Source organism: Paenibacillus physcomitrellae (genome assembly GCF_002240225.1).
Taxonomy (GTDB): domain Bacteria; phylum Bacillota; class Bacilli; order Paenibacillales; family Paenibacillaceae; genus Fontibacillus; species Fontibacillus physcomitrellae.
Genome location: NZ_CP022584.1, coordinates 4,757,861 through 4,783,325, shown reverse-complemented (window position 1 = coordinate 4,783,325; position 25,465 = coordinate 4,757,861). Strand labels below are relative to the sequence as shown.

24 protein-coding genes and 1 tRNA gene are annotated in these 25,465 nt (G+C 51.3%); 6 read left to right on the top strand and 19 right to left on the bottom strand.

Annotation, left to right across the window (positions count from 1 at the left end):
- Positions 1–17: 17 nt before the first annotated feature.
- The 6 genes from CBE73_RS21610 to CBE73_RS21585 all read right to left on the bottom strand — a co-directional run bounded on the left by CBE73_RS21610 (position 18) and on the right by CBE73_RS21585 (position 7,943).
- Positions 18–917: a carbohydrate ABC transporter permease gene (locus CBE73_RS21610; RefSeq protein ID WP_094096008.1), complete on the bottom strand. Its 900-nt coding sequence runs from the start codon at positions 915–917 to the stop codon at positions 18–20.
- Between the two features lie 15 nt (positions 918–932).
- Entirely contained in the window at positions 933–1,892 is a 960-nt protein-coding gene (locus tag CBE73_RS21605; RefSeq protein WP_094096007.1) for an ABC transporter permease, read from the bottom strand.
- A gap of 34 nt (positions 1,893–1,926) precedes the next feature.
- A complete protein-coding gene (locus tag CBE73_RS21600; RefSeq protein ID WP_094096006.1) occupies positions 1,927–3,492 on the bottom strand; it encodes an extracellular solute-binding protein in 1,566 nt (521 codons plus the stop codon).
- 116 nt (positions 3,493–3,608) lie between these two features.
- Positions 3,609–5,201 carry a response regulator gene (locus tag CBE73_RS21595; protein WP_094096005.1) on the bottom strand — a complete coding sequence of 531 codons (1,593 nt, stop codon included), beginning with the start codon at positions 5,199–5,201 and terminating at the stop codon, positions 3,609–3,611.
- A gap of 24 nt (positions 5,202–5,225) precedes the next feature.
- Positions 5,226–6,998 carry a sensor histidine kinase gene (locus CBE73_RS21590; RefSeq protein WP_094096004.1) on the bottom strand — a complete coding sequence of 591 codons (1,773 nt, stop codon included), beginning with the start codon at positions 6,996–6,998 and terminating at the stop codon, positions 5,226–5,228.
- Positions 6,999–7,085: 87 nt separating this feature from the next.
- Positions 7,086–7,943 carry an AraC family transcriptional regulator gene (locus CBE73_RS21585; RefSeq protein WP_308420953.1) on the bottom strand — a complete coding sequence of 286 codons (858 nt, stop codon included), beginning with the start codon at positions 7,941–7,943 and terminating at the stop codon, positions 7,086–7,088.
- Between the two features lie 122 nt (positions 7,944–8,065).
- Between CBE73_RS21585 and CBE73_RS21580 the strand changes: the two genes are divergently transcribed.
- Positions 8,066–9,604, top strand: coding sequence for a sulfatase family protein (locus CBE73_RS21580; RefSeq protein ID WP_094096003.1), 1,539 nt, complete (start codon positions 8,066–8,068; stop codon positions 9,602–9,604).
- Positions 9,605–9,624: 20 nt separating this feature from the next.
- Positions 9,625–10,875: an anaerobic sulfatase maturase gene (locus tag CBE73_RS21575; RefSeq protein WP_094096002.1), complete on the top strand. Its 1,251-nt coding sequence runs from the start codon at positions 9,625–9,627 to the stop codon at positions 10,873–10,875.
- 149 nt (positions 10,876–11,024) lie between these two features.
- On the opposite strand, the gene CBE73_RS21570 is transcribed toward CBE73_RS21575, so the two are convergent.
- The 5 genes from CBE73_RS21570 to CBE73_RS21550 all read right to left on the bottom strand — a co-directional run bounded on the left by CBE73_RS21570 (position 11,025) and on the right by CBE73_RS21550 (position 13,372).
- Positions 11,025–11,108 (bottom strand) — tRNA-Leu (locus CBE73_RS21570).
- Between the two features lie 152 nt (positions 11,109–11,260).
- Entirely contained in the window at positions 11,261–11,497 is a 237-nt protein-coding gene (locus tag CBE73_RS21565) for a hypothetical protein (RefSeq protein WP_094096001.1), read from the bottom strand.
- A 161-nt stretch (positions 11,498–11,658) separates the two neighbouring features.
- Positions 11,659–11,994: a hypothetical protein gene (locus tag CBE73_RS21560; RefSeq protein WP_094096000.1), complete on the bottom strand. Its 336-nt coding sequence runs from the start codon at positions 11,992–11,994 to the stop codon at positions 11,659–11,661.
- Between the two features lie 108 nt (positions 11,995–12,102).
- Positions 12,103–12,675 carry a xanthine phosphoribosyltransferase gene (locus tag CBE73_RS21555; protein WP_094095999.1) on the bottom strand — a complete coding sequence of 191 codons (573 nt, stop codon included), beginning with the start codon at positions 12,673–12,675 and terminating at the stop codon, positions 12,103–12,105.
- A gap of 94 nt (positions 12,676–12,769) precedes the next feature.
- Complete coding sequence (locus tag CBE73_RS21550; protein WP_094095998.1) at positions 12,770–13,372, bottom strand: DedA family protein; 603 nt, start codon at positions 13,370–13,372, stop codon at positions 12,770–12,772.
- A gap of 172 nt (positions 13,373–13,544) precedes the next feature.
- Between CBE73_RS21550 and CBE73_RS21545 the strand changes: the two genes are divergently transcribed.
- On the top strand, positions 13,545–14,594 hold the full coding sequence (locus tag CBE73_RS21545) for a YkvI family membrane protein (protein WP_094095997.1): 1,050 nt from the start codon (positions 13,545–13,547) through the stop codon (positions 14,592–14,594).
- A 126-nt stretch (positions 14,595–14,720) separates the two neighbouring features.
- Here the strand turns inward: CBE73_RS21545 and CBE73_RS21540 are convergent, their stop codons facing one another.
- Entirely contained in the window at positions 14,721–15,848 is a 1,128-nt protein-coding gene (locus CBE73_RS21540) for a glycosyltransferase family 4 protein (RefSeq protein WP_094095996.1), read from the bottom strand.
- Positions 15,849–16,052: 204 nt separating this feature from the next.
- On the opposite strand from CBE73_RS21540, the gene CBE73_RS21535 reads away from it, so the two are divergent.
- Both CBE73_RS21535 and CBE73_RS22295 read left to right on the top strand, forming a co-directional pair.
- Positions 16,053–17,486 carry an RsmF rRNA methyltransferase first C-terminal domain-containing protein gene (locus CBE73_RS21535; protein ID WP_094095995.1) on the top strand — a complete coding sequence of 478 codons (1,434 nt, stop codon included), beginning with the start codon at positions 16,053–16,055 and terminating at the stop codon, positions 17,484–17,486.
- A 118-nt stretch (positions 17,487–17,604) separates the two neighbouring features.
- Entirely contained in the window at positions 17,605–17,700 is a 96-nt protein-coding gene (locus CBE73_RS22295) for a dihydroorotate dehydrogenase (RefSeq protein ID WP_188793281.1), read from the top strand.
- Between the two features lie 109 nt (positions 17,701–17,809).
- On the opposite strand, the gene CBE73_RS21530 is transcribed toward CBE73_RS22295, so the two are convergent.
- The 6 genes from CBE73_RS21530 to CBE73_RS21505 form a co-directional block, all read right to left on the bottom strand.
- Positions 17,810–18,628 (bottom strand): Cof-type HAD-IIB family hydrolase, encoded by an 819-nt coding sequence (locus tag CBE73_RS21530; protein ID WP_094095994.1) that lies wholly within the window; start codon positions 18,626–18,628, stop codon positions 17,810–17,812.
- 54 nt (positions 18,629–18,682) lie between these two features.
- Positions 18,683–19,438, bottom strand: a complete 756-nt coding sequence (locus tag CBE73_RS21525) for a pseudouridine synthase (RefSeq protein ID WP_094095993.1) — start codon at positions 19,436–19,438, stop codon at positions 18,683–18,685.
- A 1-nt stretch (position 19,439) separates the two neighbouring features.
- The gene (locus CBE73_RS21520; protein ID WP_094095992.1) at positions 19,440–21,059 is read right to left on the bottom strand and encodes an RsmB/NOP family class I SAM-dependent RNA methyltransferase; all 1,620 of its coding nucleotides are present in this window, start codon (positions 21,057–21,059) and stop codon (positions 19,440–19,442) included.
- A gap of 82 nt (positions 21,060–21,141) precedes the next feature.
- The gene (locus CBE73_RS21515) at positions 21,142–21,612 is read right to left on the bottom strand and encodes a DUF309 domain-containing protein (protein WP_342351906.1); all 471 of its coding nucleotides are present in this window, start codon (positions 21,610–21,612) and stop codon (positions 21,142–21,144) included.
- Complete coding sequence (gene yjbM / locus CBE73_RS21510) at positions 21,599–22,420, bottom strand: GTP diphosphokinase (protein WP_094095990.1); 822 nt, start codon at positions 22,418–22,420, stop codon at positions 21,599–21,601. Before yjbM ends, CBE73_RS21515 begins: the two co-directional genes overlap by 14 nt.
- Positions 22,421–22,447: 27 nt before the next feature.
- Positions 22,448–23,542, bottom strand: coding sequence for a quinone-dependent dihydroorotate dehydrogenase (locus tag CBE73_RS21505; RefSeq protein ID WP_094095989.1), 1,095 nt, complete (start codon positions 23,540–23,542; stop codon positions 22,448–22,450).
- A gap of 216 nt (positions 23,543–23,758) precedes the next feature.
- Here CBE73_RS21505 and CBE73_RS22255 point away from each other — a divergent pair, with 216 nt between their 5' ends.
- On the top strand, positions 23,759–23,896 hold the full coding sequence (locus CBE73_RS22255; protein WP_174704789.1) for a hypothetical protein: 138 nt from the start codon (positions 23,759–23,761) through the stop codon (positions 23,894–23,896).
- A gap of 11 nt (positions 23,897–23,907) precedes the next feature.
- Here CBE73_RS22255 and CBE73_RS21500 read toward each other — a convergent pair whose 3' ends face one another.
- Positions 23,908–25,332: a L,D-transpeptidase gene (locus tag CBE73_RS21500; protein ID WP_094095988.1), complete on the bottom strand. Its 1,425-nt coding sequence runs from the start codon at positions 25,330–25,332 to the stop codon at positions 23,908–23,910.
- Positions 25,333–25,465 lie beyond the last annotated feature (133 nt).

The following is a 25,465-nucleotide window of genomic DNA, read 5'->3' as shown; positions in this document are numbered from 1 at the left end:
TTTACCTCCGTTCGCGTTTATCCTTTAATAGAGCCGATCATGACGCCTTTGACAAAATGCCGCTGCACAAACGGATACATGACCAGCACCGGCAGACTGGAAACAATAATCACCGCATATTTAATGCTTTCGGAGAGAAGAATTTTCTCCTCCATCCCAACGTTACCGCCATCGACGCCCGCAGACTGGCTGATCATCAAAATTTCCCGCAGGATCAGCTGGAGCGGGTAAAGCTGCTCGCTGCGAATATAAATCAGCGCATTAAAGAATGCATTCCAATGGCCAACCGCATAGAACAAAACCATTACCGCCAATATCGGCTTGGACAACGGCAGGATGATGCTGATCAGCAACCGCCAATTGGAGCAGCCGTCGATATGCGCCGCTTCCTGCAGTTCCCATGGGATGCTAGACTGGAAATACGTTCTCATGACGATCAGATTGTAAGTGGAGATCGCCCCCGGAATGATCAGCGCCCACATCGTATCGACCATGCCGAGACTCTTGACGAGCAGGTAGCTCGGAATAAGTCCGCCGCTGAAGAACATTGTCAAGGTAATGATCAGCATCAGCCCTTTACGTCCCGGCAAATCCGGCCGTGATAGCGGGTATGCCGCCAGAAGGGTCATAGTAATATTGATCAGCGTGCCGACGACAGTGTAGAGAATGGAGTTCCGGTAGCCGATCCAAATCTGATCATTGTGCAAAATATTGTTATAGGCTTCAAGGTTGGCACCCTTCGGAAGCAGCCACACCTCTCCGCTCAGCACCCTTGCAGGGTCGCTGAACGATGCGCTAACCACAAATAATAAAGGATAAAGTACGAGCATAATGATCACCGCAGCGATCAAATATACGATAACATCGAACCAACGTTCGTCCGATGGACCTTTCGCAGCAACTGCTTCTTTAGCCATAATCCGTCCCCTCCATTACCAAAGACTCGTCTCCGACGTTTTGCGTGCGAACCGGTTGACCAGCAGCAGCAAGGTCAGGTTGATTAAGGAATTGAAGAGTCCGATCGCTGCCGTGTAGCTGTATTCCCCCTTCAATATCCCCGTCGTATACACAAACGTGGAGATAACGTCGCTCGCTTCGAGATTCAGGTTATTTTGCATGAGTAAAATTTTCTCGAAACCGATGTTCATAAACTGCCCGATATCCAAAATGAGCAGGATGACAATGACGGGAACGATTCCCGGCAGAGAGACGTGCCAGATCCGCCGCATCCGCGATGCGCCGTCCATCTTGGCTGCTTCGTACAACTGCGGATTGATTCCGCTTAGCGCCGCGATGTAGATAATGGATTGCCAGCCCATATTCTGCCAGATGTTCGAGCCGATAAAGATGGTCTTGAACCATCCGGCCGATTCCATGAAGCGGATTTCCGAGCCGCCCAAGGCATGGATCAGCATGTTGACGGGACCATTCGTGGACAGAAGCACGGTTAATATCCCTACGATGACGACAACCGAAATGAAGTGTGGAATATAAGTGATATTTTGCAGCAGCTTGCTGTAGCTTTTGCTTCGCATCTCATTAATGAGAAGAGCAAGGAATATCGGAATCGGGAACGCAAGGATCAGGGAGAGCAAATTAATGGAGAGCGTATTCCAGAGCAGTCTCCAAAAGTAGTACGAATCAAAAAAACGCTGGAAATGCTCGAAACCAATCCAACTGCTGCCCAAAATTCCCTTGCCCGGATTAAAATTTTTGAAAGCGATCTGCAGCCCGTATAAAGGGCCATACTGGAACAGCAAATACCATGCCATCGGCAGCAGCAGCATGAGATACAAATCGTATCTCTTTGCGATCTGCTTGATGAGGCGGCTGCCCCGTTTCGCTCGGAACCGGGGCGCCGCGGCAGTCTCATGGATTTCTGCGTTATTCATGAACATCCACTCCTATCCCGCTTGAGGATCTGCCTTATTTAGCCATTTTGTCATAAGCGTCTTGATAAATTTGCTGAAGCTCGTCAATGTTCATCTTTTTCAGCGTGGACTGGAACTCCTCCCACTTGTCGAAGCTCAAAGCCCCCGCAATAAATTTGGTGCTTTGCTCTTCATAATACTTGTCGATATCGTTGCGGAGCACATTCACCTTTTGAGCCGTTTCCTCGTCAAACATTGGTGCAGCATAACGAATTGTCGGCATGTACGGATCCAGCGCCTTTTGGGCCTCTTGAACTTGTGGAGGATTAATGTAGGAAGCCACATATTCGCTGATCAGATGAGGCGCGCCTCCACCGGCATACGGAGTAAGCTTCGGCTGGGTTTCGGCTGTAGAGAATTCCGGCTTATAAGTCGGTTTGCCATCAACTAATTCGTAGTGCTCGCCCTCCCGTCCGAATCTCAGCAGCGTCGAGCCTTCATCGCTGTAGAAATAGTCAATCCAGCGCATGGACACTTCCGGATATTGGTTGACCGAAGTGATGGCGAACGCACCTTGGTCACGCGGAACCGGGGCTCCCTGGCTTTGAAGACGGTCGCCATGCGGGCCTTCGAACGGAGCAATCCCTGTATACTGATCAGCAATCGGCAGGAAGTTGTTGTTGGTCTGGTCAAAGAACACTCCCGTATTTCCCGAACCTTGTTTCGCCAAATACTGCGCTTCCGTATGGGAGAATATTTCAGGATCCAGCAGATTCTCTTGGTACAGCTTGTTCAGGAACATCAGCATTTCTTTGTTGCGTTCGTTCCCCATCCAGATTTCAACCTTGCCATCGACGATGTTGACGTTGTAGCCGAACTGCTGGTCAAGTCCAAAAGAACCGCTCATCGCAGCCACGATTGGGAGGCCTGTGCGGGCCGTAAGCGGAATTTCGTCCTTCTTTCCGTTTCCGTTCGGGTCCTCATCCCGGAAGGCCACCAGCACATTGTACAGTTCGTCCAGCGTTTCCGGCACTTTCAGGTTCAGCTTCTCCAGCCAGGCCGTATTGATCCATCTCTTGTCCGTACGGGCCGAATCCAGCGTAACGATGCCCGGAATCGTGTAGATATGTCCCTCCGGCGTAGTGATCGATGCTCGAATTTCCGGGTATTCCTCCATCAGTTTCTTAAGATTGGGAGCATATTCTTCGATCAAATTTTCCAGTGGAATCAATTGACCGCCGGCTCCGTAGCGAACCGCTTCAAGCGGTGTGATCGCGGAACGGTACATAATGTCCGGCAGCTCGTTGGATGCAAACAGCAGATTCTTTTTCTCGGCAAAACCGTCGGTCGGAGATTCAATGAACTCCATTTGCACATTGGTCATTTTCTCGTAATCCTGAAATACCGGCATGTCCTTAAACGGCCCGTTAACAGGGGCGATCCGGGTAAACGCCTTCAGTTTGACCGGTTCCTGCACGATCGGAAATCCCTCTTTGCTGACCTCCGATACTCCGCCTCCTTCAGAAGCATTTTTGTTCGCGTTCGTACCGGAACCGCAGCCCCCCAGCACCAACGCGGCTATCAGCACCGTGCTGATCGTTTTTCCCCAATGTGTTCGCATCTTTTCATGACCTCCTTCGTGAATGGCAAAACATCAATCGTTGTAAGCGTTTACTGAATTCAGTATATTCGATCCACACCGGCGCCAAATTCCACAAATATGACCACATACTCCACTTATTTGACGGAATGAGGAGGTTTGATTTTCTGCACGTAAGCTTGGGGCGTCACGCCGGTCCACTCCTTGAACACTTTGAAAAAATAGTTATAGGTGCTGAATCCCACCTGCACGCTAACCTGCTTGACCGAATATCTGCCGCTTTCCAACAGCTTGCGGCTGGCGTCGATCCGAACCTGGTTCACGTATTCCGAAAACGTCATCCCCGTCTCCTCTTTGAAAATCCGGCTGAGATACGAGGGATGGAGCCCGATGGCCCCCGCCGCAAGCTCCAATGTGATATAACTTGGATATTTCTCAAGAATCAGCAGGATCGCCTGCGAAACATGCCGCGAATGGGGGCCGGCCGCACGCTCCCGCTTTAACCGGTCAAGCAGATCCTCGTAATAGGAATACAACCATTGTTCCAAACCGTCCACGCTATCGATCCGCCCCAAATCCTCCCGCGCCGAGAAGCCGCTTCCCGCCTGGTCACCTCCGGCGAAAGGAACCCATTTGCGTGCCGCCTTCTCCCCTATAGAGAGCAGCTCACGGACGATCATCTGGACCCCTTGGGCATGGACCGGCTGCTGATGAAGACCCTTAAACGCGGAGGCAATCACTTCCCGCGCGCCTCCCCGATCTAAATTTTCCATGGAGAGGAGGAGTTGCTTCTGTTCTTCAATCGTTAAAGAAACTCGTTCGGAGAACGTCCCCTCCAAAGTCATAGGACAAGAAGCGTCAAGAACCTGCTCGGCAGTACGATAGCTAGCCTCAAGCTTGGACAAGCTGGAACATACGTGGCCAATCGCATAGGTGCATTTCAAATTCAAAAACAGCTCCAGCGAATGGCGCAGGTGGCTCATCAGCCTTTCCGCTTCACTAGCAGCAGCCTGCTCACTCCTGTCCTTGAATGCGAACAAGACAGCGATGCGGCCGTTTTCCATATAAGTCACGGTCCGTTCCGGTTGATCCCCGAGGGTCTGCTGCATAAGATCAATGACTTGCTGGACCATCCGGTGGGTCTGCATGTCGCTTCGGGATTCCGCCAGCAGCAGGAAGGAGGAAATTTGCATCGCTGCGGCAGTATAACACACCGTATCCTGTAACCGTCCGCTTTCCCGGGCATAATCCTCCAGCTCTCTGACTGCCCCGGGTCTTCCCCGCATGGTTTGGGCAAGGAGTTCCCGAAATTTCGAAGGGCTGCCGAGCTTCCGCAATTGGCCATCCTGGTCCTTCTCCATTTCGCGGACCGCTTTCCTTAATACGCCCAGAAGCTGATCGGCGTCCAAACGATGCTTCAGCAGATAATCGACTGCCCCGTTCTTCAAACACTCGCGAACATAGTCGTAATCATCATAGCTGCTAAGCATGATGGTCTTCACGGATGGATAACGTTCCCGGATTGTTCGGTTTAATTCCACGCCGTTCATGCCCTGCATATTCACGTCCAGGATAACGATATGGGGCCGAAGCTGATCCATCATCCGGAGCGCTTCCTCTCCCTCATAGGCTTCGCCGCAAAGCCCGAACCCCTGATTTCGCCAATCCGACAGCGATCGAAGATGGTGATGCACTAAAGGTTCATCGTCAACCAACAATACTTGATACATGGCCTATTCCCCTTTTTCGTATCTTTAGTCCAAGTCTTTCGATCGAGGAAACCGAATCTCCACTTTCGTATACAATCCCTCTTCGCTATAGAGTCTGATGCCGTAGGGTTCACCGAAGATCCTGGATATCCGCTCATGCACATTGCGAACCCCCATGCCGCTGAATCGCGAAGGAGCTTCTGCTTCCTCCCCCATCAAAACTTCCAGCTTCTCCTTGCTCATGCCCTTGCCGTTATCCATCACTTCGATCTTCAGATCCCCGTCCTCCTCGAAGATGCGGATCAGCACAAATCCCCCCTGCGCCGAAGGCCCGAAGCCGTGCATAAGCGCGTTCTCCACGATCGGTTGGAGCGTAAGCTTCGGCACCCGGCACTCCAGCAATCCTTCATCCTCAACCTGAAATTCCACGGGGACCGGCTCCAGAAACTTGTATTTGGCAATGGCGACATAACTGGATACATAACCAAGCTCCTCTCGCAAGGTTAGGAACTCTCCGGAATTCCCAAGCACGCCCCGCATCAACTCGACCAACGCTCCGGATACCTCCTCGATATTGGGAACTCCGTTCAGATTAGCCAAATACTTGATTGTGTTCAGCGAATTATAGAGAAAATGCGGACGGATTTGCGCCTGCAGCGCGGTAAGTTCCGCCTCCCGCTTGGCCTGCTCGCTCATTCGGATCCCTTCCATCAAACGTTTCAATTCATCAACCATGCTGATGAATACCCGATACAAATCGCCAATTTCGTCCTTGGTAACGATCTCCGTCCGCGGAAAATCCAGATTTCCATCCTTGACTCGCATCATCATCGTTTTGAGTCGGCGGATATGAAGGGTAGTCCGCGAGGATATTTGCAGCGACCCGATCAGAACAACGGCAAATACGGCGACGGCAACCTCCACCATCAGGTTGCGGATCTTCTCCGATTTGCTCAGCAGAGAATCAAGCGGGATCAAAGCGCGTGTGGTCCATCCGGTATTTTCGGACTTTCGGCTGACGACGATATAACGTTTGCCGTCGATGGCCCGTTCGACGGTTTCCTCCTGATCAGACGGTTCTACCTCCTCATAAACAGCCTTGGTCATTTCGGCAGAAACGTCTGAGGGGGCAGAATCGGACTGAAAAACAAGCTGTTTCTGCCCATCGAGCACGTACAGAATGCTGTCTGAGGTAGGTTTCACGCCGTACGTCGTTCGAATGAAATCATAATTCAAATCCACCATGACGACGCCGATCGTCTCCCGGTTATAGCGGAGAACGCGCCCAACGGATATCGCCTCCGATGTATCCGACCTTTTGAAATACGCGTGGCGTTCCCCTTTACTTAACATGAAGTCCATCGTTTCGGTATCCAGGAACGTACGGTCGATCCAGGGTCCTCCCGAGAAGAATACTTTGCCGTTCAGGCCAACTACGGCAATGCGGGAAATATAAGGTTTGTAATCGATCATTCCGGACAGAAATTCGGTAATCCGCTTCTGTTCCTGAAACCATTCGTAGCTGATTTCTTCGTTGGGGCTTAGAATCGTATTGATGACCGTATTTTTATTCGTCGCTACCACCGTATTCAAGCGGTCGATTTCCTTGAGCATGACGTTCAAGGATTCGTCGGCATGACGAATGCTGTCCGAAACGGAGGTGATGGCATTTCTTTTGATCGTGTCGCGCATGTTGACATAGATGATGCTGGTCACGGAGACGATGGCTAGAAGCATCAGCACCCCAAAAGCGATAAATATTTTCCCTTGAATGCCTAGTTTCGGCGAAATCCACTTGCGCAGCCTTGCCAATGTCATGATCTCCTCCCCTTTATATCCGGATGCGGCCGCTCCATAAAGTAAGCGCTTACGAAATTTCGGGTGCTTTCCGCCTTCTCTGCACGTTCAAGTCCTACTGTTTCGCATCGCCAAAGGAGGCATTTTGTAATACATTTTAAAGGCTCGAGTGAACGTATACAGACTCGGATATCCCAAAGACAAGGCGATCTCGGTTACGGAAGCATCTGTTTCGATGACGAGCCGCTTGGCCTTATCCATTCGAATCTTCTGCAAAAATTTCTGCGGAGACACCCCGATCTGACTGGTGAACACATTGGAAAAATAAGAGCGGTGAACCCCTGCAAATGCTGCGACCTGCTGCACGGTAATTCCCTCCGTCGCATGAAGATCCATAAACGCTATGCACTCGCCGATCCAGCCCGAAGGTTCGGTCAGTTCGGCTGGCGCCGTCTCGGGGATCAGCTCGGCCAGCAGCCGGCAGATTCCCCCTTGGAGCTCCAAGGAAGCAGCTGGACTCCACCGCTCTAAGTTTCCTAATTTCTCGATCATATCCTCCAGCAGTTCCCTCACTTGCTGAGTAACTATCTCTTTCGCGAACGGTCTCTCCGGTACCAGACCTGCAAGCTTTAATAACGGCTTGACGCGGCTGCCGTCTATGGCGAGCCAGTACATTCGGAGCGGCTGCTCCGAGGGCAGCGCATGATAAAAGTAGGTCCGGCCAGGAAGCAGGCAAAATAAATCGCCCGGCTGCAATTCGACCCGTTTGCCTTCGAATTCGAAGCACACGTTTCCTTCCAGCACAAAATGAAGGCTGTAGCACTCAATCCTTTTCGGCCCTACCTTATAATGGGGCTTGGCTACGTTGCGACCCGCCCGGACAGGCCACAGCTGGGCTTCCCGATCCAGGTAACCGGGCGTGTAATAAAGAAACTCGGCATATTCATGTTCATATTCCTGCATCATCTCGTACCTCCCTCCTCCTACTCGTTCTCTTCATAGATAACAAAATGATAAATGTTATGTAACACAACGCCATTTATAAATCACGCATTAATCAATATTATCATAATAGGAGGGGATAAAATTTGTCCAGTAGACCTAACATTTTACTAATTACTAGTGACCAGCAGCATTGGAATACCATCGGCGCATTCCAACCTGAAATCTCCACGCCGAATCTAGATCGTTTGACCCGGGAAGGAACGACGTTCGGCCGGGCTTATTGCCCGAATCCAACCTGTACGCCAAGCCGCTCTTCGATCATAACCGGCATGTATCCAAGTCAACACGGCGCATGGACGCTGGGAACAAAGCTGTTGGAGGACCGTCACACCGTCGGCGAAGATTTCAAGCAAGCCGGGTATCAAACCTCATTGATCGGCAAAGCGCATTTCCAGCCCTTGAAATCAACGGCCGAATACGATTCAAAGGAAGCTTATCCGCTACTGCAGGATTTGAACTATTGGCGGGACGATCATGGGCCGTTTTACGGCTTTGATCACGTCGAACTCGCGCGCAACCATACAAACGAAGCTCATGTAGGGCAACATTATGCCTTATGGCTGGAGGAACAAGGATGCTCCAATTGGCGGGACTATTTCCTGCCCCCGACCGGAACGATGGACCCCACGCAAACCTACAAGTGGCCGATTCCGGAAAAATATCATTACAACACATGGATAGCAGAACGGACAAATGCCCGTCTGGAAGAACATCACAAAACGGGGGAACCTTTCTTCCTGTGGGCCAGCTTCTTCGACCCTCATCCGGAATACTTGGTGCCGGAGCCTTGGGATACGATGTACGATCCGGAGCAGTTGACGATCCCGTCGATGGTGCCGGGGGAGCACGACCGGAATCCGCCGCACTTCGGCTTAACCCAAGAGGAAAATCCGGATTTCTCTCATTTAATGGAAACCGGATTTGGCATCCATGGGTACCGTTCCCATCATCATTACGAATATGGGGCGAAGCAGCGGCTTACGGAGTACGATAAGAAGAAGCTAGTCGCGATTTATTACGGTATGATCAGCTTGATGGATAAATATATCGGACGGATCCTGGATAAGCTGGATGCTTTGGGGCTGGCCGAAAATACCCTTGTTGTCTTCACGACAGACCACGGCCACTTCTTCGGCCAGCATGGCTTGCAAGCCAAGGGCGGATTTCATTACGAGGATTTGATTAAGCTGCCGTTCATCGTCAGGTACCCTGGCCATGTACCCTCCGGGCGGTGTTCGGATGCGCTGCAATCCCTGGTCGATTTAGCCCCAACCTTTCTTTCCTTCTGCGGTTTGCCTATTCCGCGGACGATGGCCGGGGTCGATCAGAAGGAGGTGTGGCTGGGCCGCCGGGATAAGGCCCGGGATCACGCCATCTGCGAGTTCCGGCATGAACCGACGACGATCCACCAGAAAACCTACATCGATGAACGTTATAAAATCACGGTGTATTACAATCAAACGTATGGAGAGATTTTCGATCTTCAGGAGGACCCCGAAGAGCTTTATAACTTATGGGATGAACCTGGCTGCGAAGGGTTGAAGACGGAGCTTCTTCTCAAATACGCTTGGGCTGAGCTTGGCAAGGAACCCATGCCGATGCCCCGAATTCATCACGCTTAGCGCGGACAGGAGGATGACCAATGTCGGGAACCTGCATGATAAATGGGCAAGCTAACCTCGGCGTGATGTGGAAAACCGTATCGGAAGATTGTAACTTGGCTTGCGATTACTGTTACTACAGCACCTGCGGAGGGAAGCCCGGACCGAAGATCAACCGGATAGATTCAGCCTTATTGGATAAATTCATCAAAGAATACATGCAGTTCAGCCAAGGCGCTGCAACATTTGCCTGGCAAGGCGGGGAGCCGCTGCTGGCCGGCCTTGATTTTTTCAAAGAAGTCGTTTATCTTCAGGCCCTTTACGCCCCGCCGCATACGGTTATCAGCAATTCCTTGCAAACCAATGCCACGCTGGTCGACGACCGCTGGGCGGCCTTTTTCAAAACCTATCAATTCCTGATCGGCGTCAGCCTGGATGGGCCCAAGGAAGTTCATGATTCTCGGCGAGTGAATGCCGCCGGCAAGGGCAGCTTCGACCGGGTTATGGCGGGAATCGAGCATTTGCGGAAGCATCAGGTCGATTTCAATATTTTGACGGTGATCCACAAGGGGAATGTAAGTGAAGCGAAGACCTTAATGGCATTTTATCGTGAGAACGGTTTCAACTTTGTCCAGTTCATCCCCTGCATGGATTTCCGATCCCAGCAGGTGGACAAACCAGGCGAATATGAAATTACGCCGCAAGAATATGGCGATTTTCTGTGCAGCATCTTCGACGAATGGTACAATGACGGCTATCCGGAGGTGTCCATCCGCTTCTTCGATAATATGCTCGGCGTCTATTTGAACCGGGAGGCCGAGCATTGCGTACACCGGGCTGCATGCCCGACAAGCCTGGTGCTGGAGCAGAACGGCGATGCGTTTCCGTGCGACTTCTTCATTAACGAGAAATGGACCGTCGGCAATGTGGCCGGCTCTTCCATCGCCGATATGCTTGCCCATCCGAACTACGCGCGCTTCCACCAGATGAAGACGGCTTTGCCGGACAAATGCCGTTCCTGCGAGTGGCAACGACTTTGCTACGGGGGCTGTCCGCGAAATCGCAAATGGAATCCGGAGGGGACCGAATCCGATCCGGATTATTTCTGCCAAAGCTATATGCAGATTTATGCTTATGCCGATGAGCGCATGCAGGAAATGAGCATGCGAATGCGCCGGGAAATGTATTCGTATCATTTGCAGCACGATTATGCCGGCAAAACCCCAGGGCGAAACAAGCCTTGCCCATGCGGAAGCGGCAAAAAGCATAAAGCGTGCTGCGCTGCCCTGTAACCCCCTATATTCTAGCTAACGTATGAAAAAGATAATCTGCTCATACCTGCTTATCGCTTCTCATTAACGTACGTACGGACAATGTCGGGTTTACGAAAAAAAGCTCTTGAATTCTACAGGAGAATTCAAGAGCTTTTCGTTTTGAATAATGCGGTCGAGAGGACTCGAACCTCCACGGGGGTTAGCCCACACGGACCTGAACCGTGCGCGTCTGCCAATTCCGCCACGACCGCATATTTGCAATATCCTATAGCAGCGACAAGGAATAATATATCATGGTTCAAGCAACATTGCAAGGTTTTTTCAAATATAAAAAAACAAGCCCTACTGCCCGGTCAGCAGCATTAGGCTTGTCCTGTTCAAGTCATGCGAAGCATTTGAAGTTTTATTCGTTGCTGCCTTCGCCGTCGCCAGCTTCGGCTTCTCTCGGCTCCTCAAACGGCCGGTAGCTATAGCTGCGGTCCAGTTTGACGATCTTCCGGTTCCGCTTGCGGACCATGACATGGGTGGCATCCCAAGCCACTACGATGCCGTTAACATCGTTGCTCTCCAGTGCATCCCGAACGACACGAATCCGTTCTCCGGACAGCCGGTAGGCGTTTAATTGCTCATCGCTGATCATTTCATTCCCTCCTCTTGTTTAAAACTTAGTGAATGGTTCGTAAACTACAAAGTCCGCAGCCTAGGCTCCAGCCGCTCTTCCGCAAAAAAAGACCTAAATGGAATGCCATTTAGGTCTTTGTATAAAATTCAATAAATGCCCTTGCCTAAACCGACATTTTCTTATTTCTGATCTGCCTGCGCATGCTCTTTGGTATCGTTGGTCTCAAACCAGAAGTCCAGCACCTTGGCAGACATGACTCTCTGCTCGATATACCCTACTTGCTGCGGGGTAAATAAGTCTCTCCATGGGAAGGACAGCTCTTCGCAGAGGCCTGCGATGGTTAACAGCTCCGACCAGCCCACATAACGTTTGTACCAGAAGAACTGAGGATGTTCCAGCATATAGGGATAAAGATCATCGAATTCGGTATGTTTACAATCCAACGCTCTTTCGAACGTAACTTTGGCGGCTTGCAGCTTTTCAATAAAAAACTCGGCATTTGGTTCTTTCCCCATTGTTATTGCCTCCCCTCTCTAGCTACTTCTTATTATATCGAAAAAAGCCTGACCTGCAAAGAACGAAGCAAAAATTGGTCTTCAGCCTAGTTCAGATCGATTTGAGGACTATTCGGCAAATTTGACGGTTCCGCCTTCCAAAGAGGCGATTTTGGCCAGCGATTCAACGCGGATTCCCTGCTCGCGCAAGGATTTGGCGCCCTGCTGGAAGCATTTTTCCATGACTATCCCTACCCCCGACAAGCTGGCTCCCGAACGTTCAATAATTTTGATCATTCCTTTGGCAGCATCACCATTGGCAATAATATCGTCCACGAACAGCACCCGATCCTCTGCATTCAGGAATTTACGCGACAGCACCAGATCCGTCACAATCCCTTTGGTAAAAGAAGGCACGCGCTCCACATATGAATCCGGATCAGCAAGCAGCGTCTTCTTCCGGCGTGCAAACACCAGCGGCACTCCAAGCTCATAAGCAGTAGCAAAAGCAACGGCGATACCGGAGGATTCCACGGTAACCACACGGGTAATGCCCTCTTCTTTAAATATAGCGGCAAAGGCTCGGCCCATTTCCATTGTCAGCTCAGGATCCACCTGCTCATTTAGGATCGCATCCAGCAGCAAAACCTGATCTGAAACCACAACGCCCTGCTCCAATATTTTCTGTTTCAATAGTTCCATTTAATTTCCTCCTACTTCTAAGCCGATGCTTTTCTGTAAAATACCATAATGCAAAGCCGCCAGCAACCTATAATTTTCAGCTTTTCCGCGTTCCTTACGTTTCCCTGTTCTTTCTCTTCCAGAGCATGTGAAGAATCCAGGCAACAACGAGAAAAACAATCACTGCCAGCGTAATTCTCCAGACATGCAAATGGACAAAATAAGCAACCCTGCGCCAATGTTTGCCGAACGTATGACCAATGTAGATAAATACGGTACACCAGATGGCTGCCCCCACACCGGCATAGATCAAATAAAGCTTGAGGCTCAGGCGGTACACGCCGGCGAGATACGAGGTTACCTGTCTTAAACCCGGAACAAAATAGCCAAGCAGCACGCTCCAGCTGCCATATTTGGCAAACCATTTTTCCGTGGCGGCAAGCCGTTTCGGGGTGATCATGATCCACTTCCCGTACTTATCCAGCAGCGGTTTGCCAATTCCGCGCCCCAATCCGTAGCTAAACAACATGCCGGTCATACTGCCCAGAAAAGTGGCCGCAAGCGCTGCCCCGAATTGGAAATGTCCTTCTGCCGTTAAACCTCCAAACATGATGACCAGCGTTTCATCCGGAACCGGAATTCCCATAAACCCCAGTGCGAGCAGCCCAAACATTGCAAGATACCCGTACTGGGCTATATAGGACATAATACTGCTCAATGGAAATCCCTCTCTTTCTATGTGGAGAACCCTAAGTCATTTTAATCCTTTTTGAATTCGCTTTGCAAAAAGGACAGGCAGAAGTCATGTCCAGCCCTGCTGGAACATAACTTGTACTAAACGTGCATGCCTGTGCCATGAAACGGCCAGTCCTTTTCGAGGAGGAACAACCATGAGGAACGCCGCCAAAGTTTTGCAAGTTGCTTTTACTTATATCGGCACGATCGTCGGTGCAGGTTTTGCAACCGGCCGGGAAATTTTGCAGTTCTTTACGCAATACGGTAAATGGGGAGTCATCACCATCATGGTGGCTACTCTATTGTTCGTCTGGCTGGGCACCAAAATGATGCTGCTCGCCCACGATATTGGCGCAAGTTCTTACGAGGATCTTAACCGTAAACTCTTTGGACGAAGAATAGGCTGGTGGATCAGCCTGTTTACGCTTATCGTGCTGCTGGGCGTCAACAGCGTGATGCTGGCCGGGGCCGGTTCCGTGTTTATGGAGCATTTGGGGCTTTCCTATCAGCTTGGCTTATGGATTACCTTGATCGGCACTTTCTTGCTGCTGGGCAAAGGCATGAACGCAATTCTTCAGCTGAACTCCATTGTTGTCCCGCTGATGATTACGTTATCTATCATCATTATCAGCGCTACGGTCGGCACTCCCGGTGCCCAGCGGTTCTTAAGTCTTGAAACGGACAGCAGCCCATTGCAAACGTGGGCCTCCCCGTTTATTTACAGCGCTTTTAATCTCTCCATGGCTCAAGCGGTGCTTGTTCCGATCGGCAGCCAAATCAAACAACGCAAAGTGATTGTCTGGGGCGGCATTCTTGGCGGCTTAGGCATCGGGTTTATGCTGATGGCCGGACATTTTGCTCTCTCCGCCCACATGCCCGGCATTGTCCAGTTCGAGATTCCGATGGGCACCATTGCCGTACAGCTCGGAACAGCTGTCCAGCTCGTGTATGTGCTTCTTATTTTTCTGGAAATCTTCAGTACGTTTGTGGCTGACATTTACGGGGTCTCCCTGCAGATCCGAACGATGTGGAATATACCGGAACGCTGGCTTTCGCTGATTATCCTCTGCTTCTGCTATTTGACCAGCCAGATCGGCTTTAGTTCGCTGCTTTCAGTGCTGTACCCCGTATTCGGTGTCTTCAGCCTGTTTTGGGCCGCTATGCTGGTGCTGTACCGCAGTCCTCGTATAACGGCTAAACGTTAAGTATTATGGATGATGGATTAAGGACCGTCTTCAGCAAAAAAAAGCCGGCCGCACGAGTTGGACTGCACGGCAGTTCAACCGGGCAGACCGGCTTCGCTTTTTTCAATAATATTAAGAGTACAGTCATTAGCCTGGCTTAACTTCCAGATACATCTTCTTCAGTTCATGCACGGCCCGGTTAAGCGAATATTTGGATTTGGCCCGCTCGGAAGCAGCTCTGGCCAAAGTGTAGCGGTAATCCGGATCATTGATCAGCTGTTCCAGCGCAAGCGCCAAAGAGGCAGGATCCTCCGGAGGAACCAGCAGTCCGTTGACTCCATTCTCAATTTGCTCCGGAATGCCGCCGACTTCACTGCCCACCAGCGCCAGACAGCACAATGCCGCTTCCGCAAATACCGAGCCGAAGGCCTCTGCACGGGATGGCAGAACAAAGATATCAAAGAAAGGCATAAACTCCTCCGGATGCAGCGTGTATCCATAGAAGATCGTTTCCTCATAAATCCCCAGCGATTGGGCCATATTCTCTAACTCTGTCCGGCTCGGACCATCCCCTATGAGATGCAGCACAAAAGGAAGGCCTTTCTGTTTCAATTCGGCGCAGGCGCGAAGCAAAATATCCAGTCCTTTTGCCGGAACAAGGCGGCAGACGGTGACGAGCTGGGCCACTTCATTTTCGTGGGCTACCGGTTTAAAGCGCTTCTCATCATAACCGTTTGGAATTACGGTAATGTCCTGAGGTCTATCGACATATGGAGCCAAATAATTGCGGAAAGAATGGGACACCGTCAAGAGGCGGTCTGTGCGTTGCTCCAGTTCCCGGTAAAGGGAGACAAGAAAACGATGTTCGAGACCGTTCTCCTGAATCCGTCCGTTCAGGATCAGCTCCCGCTCATAACTGGAGTGTACGGTCTGGATGACGGGAACATCTGGAAATACGTCTTTCATCGCCATACCGACAATCGGATGATGGGAATGAATGACATCGTATGATTTATCGATCCGCAGCTTGGTCCACCACACATAATCCAAATAGGTCTGGACATATTTCTGCACAATCGGACTCGAAGCGTATTCCTTCCAGTCGAAGGTTTGAAACGCAACCTCCCCGCTGCCCTTCATGCGGACGCGTTTCGGAATGGAGAACAAATCCATCTCCCATCGAGGAGGCGTAAAACGCTCCTGCAGATAAGGAATCATCGAGGAGACACCGCCCGGTTGCTCCGGGGGAAAAAACAAGGCTTGCAGCAGCTTCAAGGGATAGTCCCCCTTTCACTTCCTAATTAAGTAATCGGTCAGGTTCAGTCGTTTAACCTCGTGTTCGTGTTCTACTTTCATTATGCCATGCCGGGAACCAGACGTCATTCCCTCTTTTGAGATGAGGCCCCGTTATGTTAAACTTCTGAGAGATTAAATTTATTGATCAAAGCCAGAAGTTTTAGTGAAAGGAACTGTTGTTTCATGCCATCTGTACCTCTGCCTACCGCCTATCGGGATCAAATGATCCAAATGCTTGGGGCCACGGAAGCCGAGACGTTTCTCAGCAGCTATTCGGCGGAACGTCTTTACGGCCTGCGCGTCAACACGCTGAAAGTTACAAACGATTCCCCCATGATGAGAGCGCTTCACCAAATATTCGGTCTGAAGCCTGTCTCCTGGTGTCCGGACGGATTCTATTATCCTGAGGATAAACGGCCAGGTAAACATCCTTACCATGCTGCCGGTCTCTATTATATTCAAGAGCCTTCCGCTATGTCAGCCGTCGAACTGCTTGATCCGAAACCCGGGGAAACCGTGCTCGATCTGGCTGCGGCGCCTGGCGGCAAATCTACACAGATTGCGGCCAAAATGCAGGGAGAAGGATTGCTCGTCTCCAACGAAATTCATCCCGCCCGCGCTAAAATATTAGCCGAAAATATAGAACGGATGGGCGTCCAGAACGCCCTTGTCACCAATGCTTCGCCGGATCAGCTTTCCGCCCGTTTCCCCTTGGCCTTCGACCGGATTATGCTGGATGCGCCCTGCTCGGGTGAGGGCATGTTCCGCAAGGATGAACGAGCTGTGGAGGAATGGTCGCCCGAAGCGGTAGAGCTTTGTGCCGCCAGACAAAGAGACATTCTGCACGATGCCGTCAAAATGCTGAAGCCCGGCGGAACGATGGCATATTCTACCTGCACGTTCAACCGGTCCGAGAATGAGGAGAACATGCGCTGGCTCCTGGCTCAATACCCGTTCATGGAACTGCTGGAGGAGAAAAGAATCTGGCCGCACCAGCAGGCTGGCGAAGGCCATTATGTCGCGCTGCTCCGCCGTGCTGACACCGATCCGGGGGACCAGCCATTTTCGGATAACAGCCCAGGCAACCTAAACAGCACAAGCTTTCCCGGCAAATCCTCAAAATCCTCCCGCAGTGCCAGAGTTAAAGGGACTGCTGTCAAAGGAAACGAAGAAATGCAAGCCGTTCAAACTTGTCTGAGCTGGCTCAAGGAGCAGACCACCGGTTTTCGAGTCGATGAGGACAGGCTGGTAGCATTTGGCGAAGCTCTGTACCTGCTTCCCCGGGGCAAGGAACTGCAGCTCACGCCGGACCTCCTGAAAGGCTTAAAAATCCCGCGGGCAGGTCTCCGGCTGGGCGTCTCCCGAAAGGGCCGCTTTGAACCCGACCATGCTCTGGCGCTTGCCTTATCCCGTGAACAAGCGGTCAGCTCCGTCGATTTCGCTGCAGATTCCGCCGAGATTGCGGCCTATCTGCGCGGTGAGGTTTTGGCCGTTGAACCGTCCTTACAAGGCTGGACACTTGTTATGATAGACGGCTTCCCGATCGGGTTTGGCAAATGCAGCGGCGGTCAGCTCAAAAATCATTATCCCAAAGGCTTGAGACAGACCGGCAAATAAGAAGAAAATAAATAAATGACACACTTCCGGGCTTTCGCCCTTCCTATTTATCCCCCGCTTCATACAATATCCCATACCGCAGCAATCAGGCGGAATCACCTAAAGGGAGGAATTAACTATGGGTGCTGTCTATGGCGGAGGCTGGACTTCGACAGGCGCAATTCTGGTTTTGTTCATTTTGCTGGTTATTATTTCGAGAACTTTCCTCATTTAACGGTTACCTTTCTGCTGGGTTAACTTGAACCCCGCTACAGGTATACAAAAAAGCAAAGAGACCGATCCGTATGATCGAGGTCTCTTTGCTTTTTTTCTTTTTCTTATGTTTAAAGAACCGCCTTGTTCAGACAATATTTCTCCAGTGCGGCTTTGACGCCATCCTCATTATTGGACACGGTTACGTCATCCGCTGCCGCTTTAACCTCCAGCGGTGAATTGTCCATGGCAATGCCAAGCCCAGCGTAAGTCAGCATCGAAAGGTCATTATAGTAATTGCCAATAGCCATAATATTCTCGCGGGCAATCCCTCTCTTCTCCGCTAACTGCTGCAAGGCCGCTCCCTTAGAGGACTGCTTGTGCATAAGATCCACGAAATAATCGCCGCTGCGCAGCATATTAAACGGCTGTTCCCACAAGCTCCAGTCCGCCTCGACTTTATCCATAAATTCTTTGCTGCCCGCTGCTGTAACTTTAACGACGGGCTCAGTAAACTCGCTCAAAGGCGGCAGGTTCTTGGGCGTAATCAGAAACTGCCGGTACATATCCAGCACGTCCTGTTCCAGCTGATCTGCTCCCGGAACATACAGCTTGAAGGTTGTATTCACATCAAAGTGGACACCATTCTCCCGGCAATAATCGAAATAGGGCTGCAGTCCGTTCAAATCAAGCGGAAACTCGTGGATAACCGTGTAAGTGTCCCCTTTCACCCCTACGGTAGCAGCTCCGTTGTGCGTGATAATGGAGCCTTCCAGGCCCAGAGACTGCATGTAAGGGATAGAGCTTTGCGGCGCACGGCCTGTGCAAAGGACGATTTCAACGCCCGTCGCGGCCACAGCCCGAATCACCTCCGCTGTCTCGTCTGTCAGTTTATGATCATCCGTCAGCAGTGTGCCGTCTACGTCAAGCGCAATCAGTTGGTAATTCATCTTTTCACTCCTTATCTATTTCTGATTTCTCTTTCTAACTTTTATTTCTGACTTCTATTTCTGATGAATATTCTGCAGCCGGTTCAATTCTTCCTCCGTTAATGCACGAAACGCCCCTATAGGCAGATCAGGATCGAGCATCAGCGTCCCCATGCTGACTCTTTTCAAATAATGTACTTTGGAGCCTACCGCTTCAAACATCCGTTTGACCTGATGAAACTTCCCTTCCACAATGGTCAATGAAATTCGGCTGCAGCTTTGTCCGTCCTTCTCATAATACTCCAGCACTTGGAGCTCGGCAGGTTTGGTCAGGTAGCCGTCATCCAGTTCTACGCCCGCCGCAAAGCGCTGTTTGTGGCTGTCGCCAATTTCACCAGCTACGTCAGCCTCATAGGTTTTGGGAACGTGCTTCCGGGGAGAGAGCAGCTCATGCGAAAGTGCTCCGTCATTAGTCAGCAGCAGCAGTCCTTCCGTATCCTTGTCCAGCCTGCCGACCGGGAACGGCGAGAACGCACGGTATTCTTCCGGCAGCAGATCGATCACCGTTTTATCCCGATTGTCTTCTGTTGCCGATACCACACCCGCAGGCTTATGCAGCATCAGGTAGACATATTTGCGGTATAGAACCGTCTCCCCGTCGACCTCGACCCTGCTTTCTTCCGGATTCACCTGCAGGCCGCTGTCTTTGACCTTTACACCATCAACGGTGATCCGCCCCTGCTTAACCATCTTCTTAATCTCCGCACGGGAGGCAACGCCGATATGGCCCAGCATTTTATCCAGTCTGATTGTCTTTTTTCCTTTTTCCATATTAAGTCCACCTCCAGCCAGCAGGATATTCGTTCTTGAGCATCCCATCCTGCCATTTGGCCCAGCCCAGCGAATAATCGCCGATCCCAACCAGAACGTATCCCTTCGGCTGGCTGTCATTCAGGCAGTTTAAACGATCCTCTGAAACCTGCAGCGTTTCCCCTTTCAAGTAACGGACGGCTTCCCCATCCTCCAGAGATAACCGGACACTTCTGAGGCTTTCCTCCGGACGTAACGCCGCGGCTAGAGGCTGTCCGGGCACAAATCGGCCGTTCTTGGCCGAACCGACATACCAGCCGGGTCTCACGGTTTTTAATCCGTTTAGCCGATACGGATCCAGCGGTGACAGATAAAGATTTGTTCCGAAAAAAACGGGATAACCGGCCGTTCCGGCCTTATCCGATAAGTTTTGCCCGGCGAACTGGCGCCAGGCGGCCAGCAGCTCCTCCTGGTTCAGCATGACGCCAGCGGCTCCGGACTCCTGCCGTTTGCCGCGGCCTTTGCCTTTATCCGTTTTACCCGTTTTGGACTTGCCTGATTGGACCGGCTTGGCCGGGTTCGATAACTTGGCGGGTTCGACTGGTTTGACCGGGAGCCAGGAATCTTCCTGAATCAGATCCTGATCCTGGGCTTGTATCTGATCCGCATTCTGAGCCTGGACTGGTTGGCCCGTATGCCGCAGAACAGCCACAAAGTGGCCTTCACCCTTAATGCGATGCGGCCAAAGCCGGCCGGTATCTCCCGTTTGCGCTGCAGCTTCATCCGTGTAGACGTCCTGCTCCTCGTTCATATAAGGCGGGTGCAGCCAATCAGGACGGCCTTTAGCCAGTCCCCATTCCGCGGGCAGGGGAACCACTTCAAAATCCGGGTGCCGGGTCAGAAATTCGGCAATCTGGGCCTCATCTTCTTCCGGTGCAAAGGTGCAGGTTGAATAGACGATCGTTCCTCCCGGTGCCAGCATACCGGCTGCTGATTTCAAAATATCGCGCTGCATGACAGAACAAACCTCGACGGAGTGCTTCTCCCATTGACGGGCCATATCTTCATCCTTGCGGAACATGCCTTCTCCCGAACAGGGGGCGTCGATCAGAATTTTGTTGAAATAGCCGGGGAACGCCTGGAGAATACGTTCCGGGCTTTCATTCAGCACGATGGCATTCTTAACGCCATAAAGCTCCATATTTTTAGCCAATGCTTTCGTTCGCAGTTCGCTGACGTCATTCGTGACCAGCACACCTTGGCCCTGAAGCCTGGCGGCAATTTGCGTGGATTTCCCGCCAGGAGCGGCGCACAGATCAAGCACCCGGTCTCCCGGCTGTACATCCAGCGCTTCTGCTGGAGCCATTGCACTGGGCTCCTGAATATAATAAAGGCCCGCATGATAATAAGGATGTTTGCCGGGCTTCCGTCCTTCTTCGATATAGTAGCCGGTTTCGCACCAGGGTACGGGCTTTAACTCAAAAGGAGTCAGCTTGGCAAATGCCTCCGGACTGATTTTTAACGTATTGATTCTGATTCCCGCATACCGGGGATGATCGTAAGAAGCAGCAAAATCCGGGTATTCTTCCCCGAGTAAAGTCTGCATTCGCTCCAAGAAAAGTGGAGGAAGCGTAACGCTCATAGTGACACCCTTTCACCTGACAAAATCGATTGCCGATTCAAAATCCCCCACAAGGAAAAAATGCCGTACCCGGAGTTCCCCTCTAGGTACGGTCTTTTCCTCGCAGTTCATGTTTAGGACCCCTCTGCCGCTTAAGCTGTAAGGGCACGTTCGCTTTCACCAGCGGCGAAGCCTGCTCCACAGCCTTAGCCAGCTCAGGATCACTGATTTCAATCGTCAAATCATAATAATCAAACGGCTGCTCTTGATAATCGGAGAGCCGCTTCACATAAACTTCAAGCTCATCGCGCAGCTTTCCCAGCTTAATGCCCAAACTGTCCGGTGGATAACCGGCCAGTTTGGCAGCGGCGGAGCGCATCATTTTCAGACTGCCCGCCACATTGCCGTCCCGAAAATGGAACAGCCCGACCGCAACCTGCAGCAATCCTTTATATAAAGGATCACTGCCCCGGGCCAGCCAAAGCTCTTCCAACACTTCATGGCATTCAAAATAATCCCGGTCCCGGTTGAAGTAGATCAGATAGGCCAGATACAGCTCCTCATACTTCATCATCAAGCTCCGGATCGATATCTTTTTTGGCCTGTTTAATGATAAGCTTCACTTCGTCCAGCAGCACTTTCATGGCCGCGAGATCACGCTGCTCCCAGATTTGGTCAAATCTCCGCTGCGCGTCAATCGCCTCGCTGATTTTATGATAGAAATAGAGCTGATGAATGAGCTTCAGCGTATCAGACACCAAATTGGAGTCGTCTTCAAAGCTTCGCTGGGCGGTTAATATTTCTTCCCGGATGCTCGACATCTCATTATCCAGCACAAAGGCAGCCTCAGCGGCCTTCTTCAAACGAAGCCGCATATCCGCCGGCAGGCTGTCCCGGTATTTATAATTCAGCGAATGCTCGATGGTCGCCCAGAAGTTCATGGCAAGCGTACGAATCTGGATTTCGGCCAGCACCGGTTTCTGCCCGAAGGCAGTCTGAACCGGATATTCCACGATCATATGGAAGCTGCGATAGCCGCTTTCCTTATAATTGGTAATATAATCTTTCTCATAGAGCACTTTCAAATCTTTACGGTTCCGAATATATTGGGCCACGCGCCGGATATCCTCAACGAATTGACACATGATCCGAATGCCGGCAATATCCTCAATGCCCGTTTCCAAATCCTCCATCGAGACGTTCAGCCGCTTGGCTTTATCCAAAATGCTGGAAATCTTCTTCACGCGGCCGGTAACAAACTCGATTGGTGCATATTCTTCCCGTTTCTTAAGCTCCGAACGCATGGTTTTTAATTTAACTTTCAGTTCCTCCACAGTCTGTTCATAGGGAAGGAGAAAGGTTCCCCAGTCTCTACCGTCCATGTCTGTTCCTCCTGTCCATACCGCCCGTTAACGGTGGTCAGCACCCACCGCTTCGGAAATATGTTGAAATCCGTCCCGCAGCATCAGTTCCCGTAAACTACGGTGCAATCTGCGGTTAATCTCCGGACCTTCATAAATAAGTGCTGTATAAATTTCAATGAGGCTTGCGCCCGCCCGGATCTTCCGGTAAGCGTCCTCTCCGCTGAAAATACCGCCGGAGCCGATAATCGGAAGCTTCCCGCCCGTTTGCCGGTAAATCCGGCTGACGATCTCAGTGGATCGCTCCTGGAGCGGCTTCCCGCTCAGACCGCCCGTTTCCTTGGCATGCGGATGCTGCAGCCCTTCACGGGAGAGGGTTGTATTGGTGGCAATAATACCGGATACGCCGCTCGCGGAGATCGTCTCTACCATAAACTCAAGCTCTTCATCGGTAACGTCGGGTGCGATCTTAACGAGCACCGCTTTCGAACCTCCGTGCCAGGCATTTTGGGTCTGCATTTCGCCGACGACCTGCTCCAGCAACCCCGAAAGCTCGCTGCCATGCTGCAAGTTGCGAAGGTCAGGCGTATTCGGTGAACTGATGTTCACGACAAAAAAATCAGCCTCCGGATACAAGGCCTGAATGCAGCTCTTATAATCAGTATACGCTTCTTCGTTTGATGTTGTTTTATTTTTGCCAATATTCACAGCAATGGGAATCGGCCGGCTCTTCAAAGCCGCCAATTGGGCTGCCATCGCCTCGGCTCCGTAATTATTGAACCCCATCCGGTTAATAAGCGCTTCGTCGGGAGGCAGTCGAAACAGCCGGGGCTGTTCGTTGCCTAGCTGGCCTTTTGGCGTTACTGTGCCTACCTCCATAAAGCCGAAACCGATGGAAGAGAAACCTTCAACGGCTTCCGCATTTTTATCAAGCCCCGCGGCGAGTCCTACCGGAGAAGGAAAATGCAGTCCAAACAGGTCGACCGAAAGCTCCGGGGTTTCTTTTATGCCAAATAAAGATCTAAGTAAGGCAATCCCTCCAGGCATGGCCGAGGTCTTATGTAATCCTCCGATCACCAGATGGTGGGCTTTCTCAGGATCAAGTCTGAAGAAAACCGGTTTTCCAAAATTCCGATAAAGCACTTCTCTTCACTCCGTTCTATAACAGCGCCCTGCGGCACACACATGTTTCCCCACTATCAGTTTAGCGGTTTCGGATCAAAAAGGAAAGTTATTAGGTTTAATTCCCGCCTCTCTGATCCTATCATGGAAAAATACCATGAAAGCCATTACAATAGAGTTGTCCTTCCCGCGTTAACCGCAGGGATGAAGCCACATATATGGAAGGAAGTGCTCTCTATGTCCACCAAAAGAAAACCGCCGTCCCTTCAGCAGAAGAAAGAAGAGGTCAATAAAAAAGGGCTGATCTGGGTCGGGTCTATCCTTGCTGTGATCATCATCTTTTTTGCGGTTATTTTGATTTGGGTCAATATTTGATTATTATTTGATTAGTCCAGCCAGTGATAGTTCTTCCGGGGATTTGTCTGGTCCTGCCTGTCGGGAAATTTGAAACGTTCGCTCGCTCCCGGCTTCACATCGGGCAATATCCCCTTTCCAATTGTTACCTGTATTCCCTTCGGTACCATATCAAACAATTCCTCTACATCGGCTTTGGCCAGACGTATACAGCCCAAAGATTCGTCCTTACCGATGCTGTCGGATTCATTAGTCCCGTGAATGGCATAATTCCCGCCCGACAAGGCCATTCCCCGGCTTCCAAACTCTCCGTTATCGTGCCCGTTCGGGTTAATGACCTTTTCCGTGATCTTGAAGACCCCTTCCGGCGTCCGCTCTCCTCCTAAACCTACTTTATAAGTACGAAGAATAACGTTCCCGCTGGTCAGAGCCAGCAGATGTTTGGTTTTGTCTACCTTGATTTCAAGCGGCTGGCGGAAAAAAGGCTCTCCCGGCTTGCCGGCTGCTTGTCCGGCAGTTAATCCGGCTGCTCCTCCAGAAATTCCGTTCCCCGGATCTCGGGGTGACTTCAGCCCCGCAAGCGCGGCTTGAAAGGCCGGTTCCAGACCGGGAGTATCCCCGGCAATCCAGTTGTTCGGATAGGGCTGATTCAATTCACTGGCTTTCTCCGGATAACGTCCATTAGCCTGCTTGAACTCCTGCATCGCCGTAGACAGCAGGGCCAGCAGTTCCTGCTCCCCGGTCCACTCCTCCGCCTGGCTTTTCAGCTTCAGCTCTTCTGGGGGCTTGCAGCCGCAGTCAGCGGGGTTTAACGCCTGAATGGAGGTTTTTCCCGAGTCTGTATCTTTAACAATGCTGTATTCCAGTGGCATATCCCGGCTCCACAGCAGCCAATCCTGCTGGCTGACCATGCCAAGCATAGCCAGCGGACGGCCTTGCTGGCTGCCTTGTTCAAGCAATACGGACAAGGAGCGTGCCCGCTCCGCCTCTGTGCCTGCAGCCGCGGCCGTAAACATCGGCCTTCCAGGGAGGGTTTGCGCAGCCTGCTGGCCGTCTCCCGTTTGGACCGGAGCAGCAGGAGCAGCGGCGGCTACTTGATCCTGCTGCCCCTCTGGTTGTCCGCCCGCAGTCTTCCCGTTGGTAGGCGCTGCCGTCCACAGCGGTGAGAGCAGGATCAGCAGAAGCAGCATGACCGCTGCCAGCCCCTTCCGCCAGCGCATGCGGATTTTTTCTTTTTGCTTTGATGCTTCCAGCAGCTCTGCCGCGTATTCCTTCCACACCTCGTCGGGTGTCTTGCTAGATTCAAAAGCTTCGTAAATATCTCCCGCTTGTATGTAACAATAATTGGCTTTGCCTTCCTGACCGTTCTGTTCGTATTCCTTCCCCAGCAGATACCAGGCCATACGATTATCCGGATGCATCCGTACATAATCTTTCAAATATGCCGAATTATTCATCACGACCTCCGTCATTTGTTGTCCTAGCCAAGAAAAGCCGCAAACCCTGGCCCCTTCTATTTCTATTATCGGCCGAAGTTCCGGAAATCGATATGCAACGAAAGCACCAGTCATAAGCGCGTTGTTCCAGAAA

Coding starts and splice junctions, on each gene's coding strand:
- CBE73_RS21610 (WP_094096008.1), bottom strand. CDS start 917: ATGGCTAAAGAAGCAGTTGCTGCGAAAGGTCCATCGGACGAACGTTGG.
- CBE73_RS21605 (WP_094096007.1), bottom strand. CDS start 1,892: ATGAATAACGCAGAAATCCATGAGACTGCCGCGGCGCCCCGGTTCCGA.
- CBE73_RS21600 (WP_094096006.1), bottom strand. CDS start 3,492: ATGCGAACACATTGGGGAAAAACGATCAGCACGGTGCTGATAGCCGCG.
- CBE73_RS21595 (WP_094096005.1), bottom strand. CDS start 5,201: ATGTATCAAGTATTGTTGGTTGACGATGAACCTTTAGTGCATCACCAT.
- CBE73_RS21590 (WP_094096004.1), bottom strand. CDS start 6,998: ATGACATTGGCAAGGCTGCGCAAGTGGATTTCGCCGAAACTAGGCATT.
- CBE73_RS21585 (WP_308420953.1), bottom strand. CDS start 7,943: ATGATGCAGGAATATGAACATGAATATGCCGAGTTTCTTTATTACACG.
- CBE73_RS21575 (WP_094096002.1), top strand. CDS start 9,625: ATGTCGGGAACCTGCATGATAAATGGGCAAGCTAACCTCGGCGTGATG.
- CBE73_RS21565 (WP_094096001.1), bottom strand. CDS start 11,497: ATGATCAGCGATGAGCAATTAAACGCCTACCGGCTGTCCGGAGAACGG.
- CBE73_RS21560 (WP_094096000.1), bottom strand. CDS start 11,994: ATGGGGAAAGAACCAAATGCCGAGTTTTTTATTGAAAAGCTGCAAGCC.
- CBE73_RS21555 (WP_094095999.1), bottom strand. CDS start 12,675: ATGGAACTATTGAAACAGAAAATATTGGAGCAGGGCGTTGTGGTTTCA.
- CBE73_RS21545 (WP_094095997.1), top strand. CDS start 13,545: ATGAGGAACGCCGCCAAAGTTTTGCAAGTTGCTTTTACTTATATCGGC.
- CBE73_RS21535 (WP_094095995.1), top strand. CDS start 16,053: ATGCCATCTGTACCTCTGCCTACCGCCTATCGGGATCAAATGATCCAA.
- CBE73_RS22295 (WP_188793281.1), top strand. CDS start 17,605: ATGGGTGCTGTCTATGGCGGAGGCTGGACTTCGACAGGCGCAATTCTG.
- CBE73_RS21530 (WP_094095994.1), bottom strand. CDS start 18,628: ATGAATTACCAACTGATTGCGCTTGACGTAGACGGCACACTGCTGACG.
- CBE73_RS21525 (WP_094095993.1), bottom strand. CDS start 19,438: ATGGAAAAAGGAAAAAAGACAATCAGACTGGATAAAATGCTGGGCCAT.
- CBE73_RS21520 (WP_094095992.1), bottom strand. CDS start 21,059: ATGAGCGTTACGCTTCCTCCACTTTTCTTGGAGCGAATGCAGACTTTA.
- CBE73_RS21515 (WP_342351906.1), bottom strand. CDS start 21,612: ATGATGAAGTATGAGGAGCTGTATCTGGCCTATCTGATCTACTTCAAC.
- yjbM (WP_094095990.1), bottom strand. CDS start 22,420: ATGGACGGTAGAGACTGGGGAACCTTTCTCCTTCCCTATGAACAGACT.
- CBE73_RS22255 (WP_174704789.1), top strand. CDS start 23,759: ATGTCCACCAAAAGAAAACCGCCGTCCCTTCAGCAGAAGAAAGAAGAG.
- CBE73_RS21500 (WP_094095988.1), bottom strand. CDS start 25,332: ATGAATAATTCGGCATATTTGAAAGATTATGTACGGATGCATCCGGAT.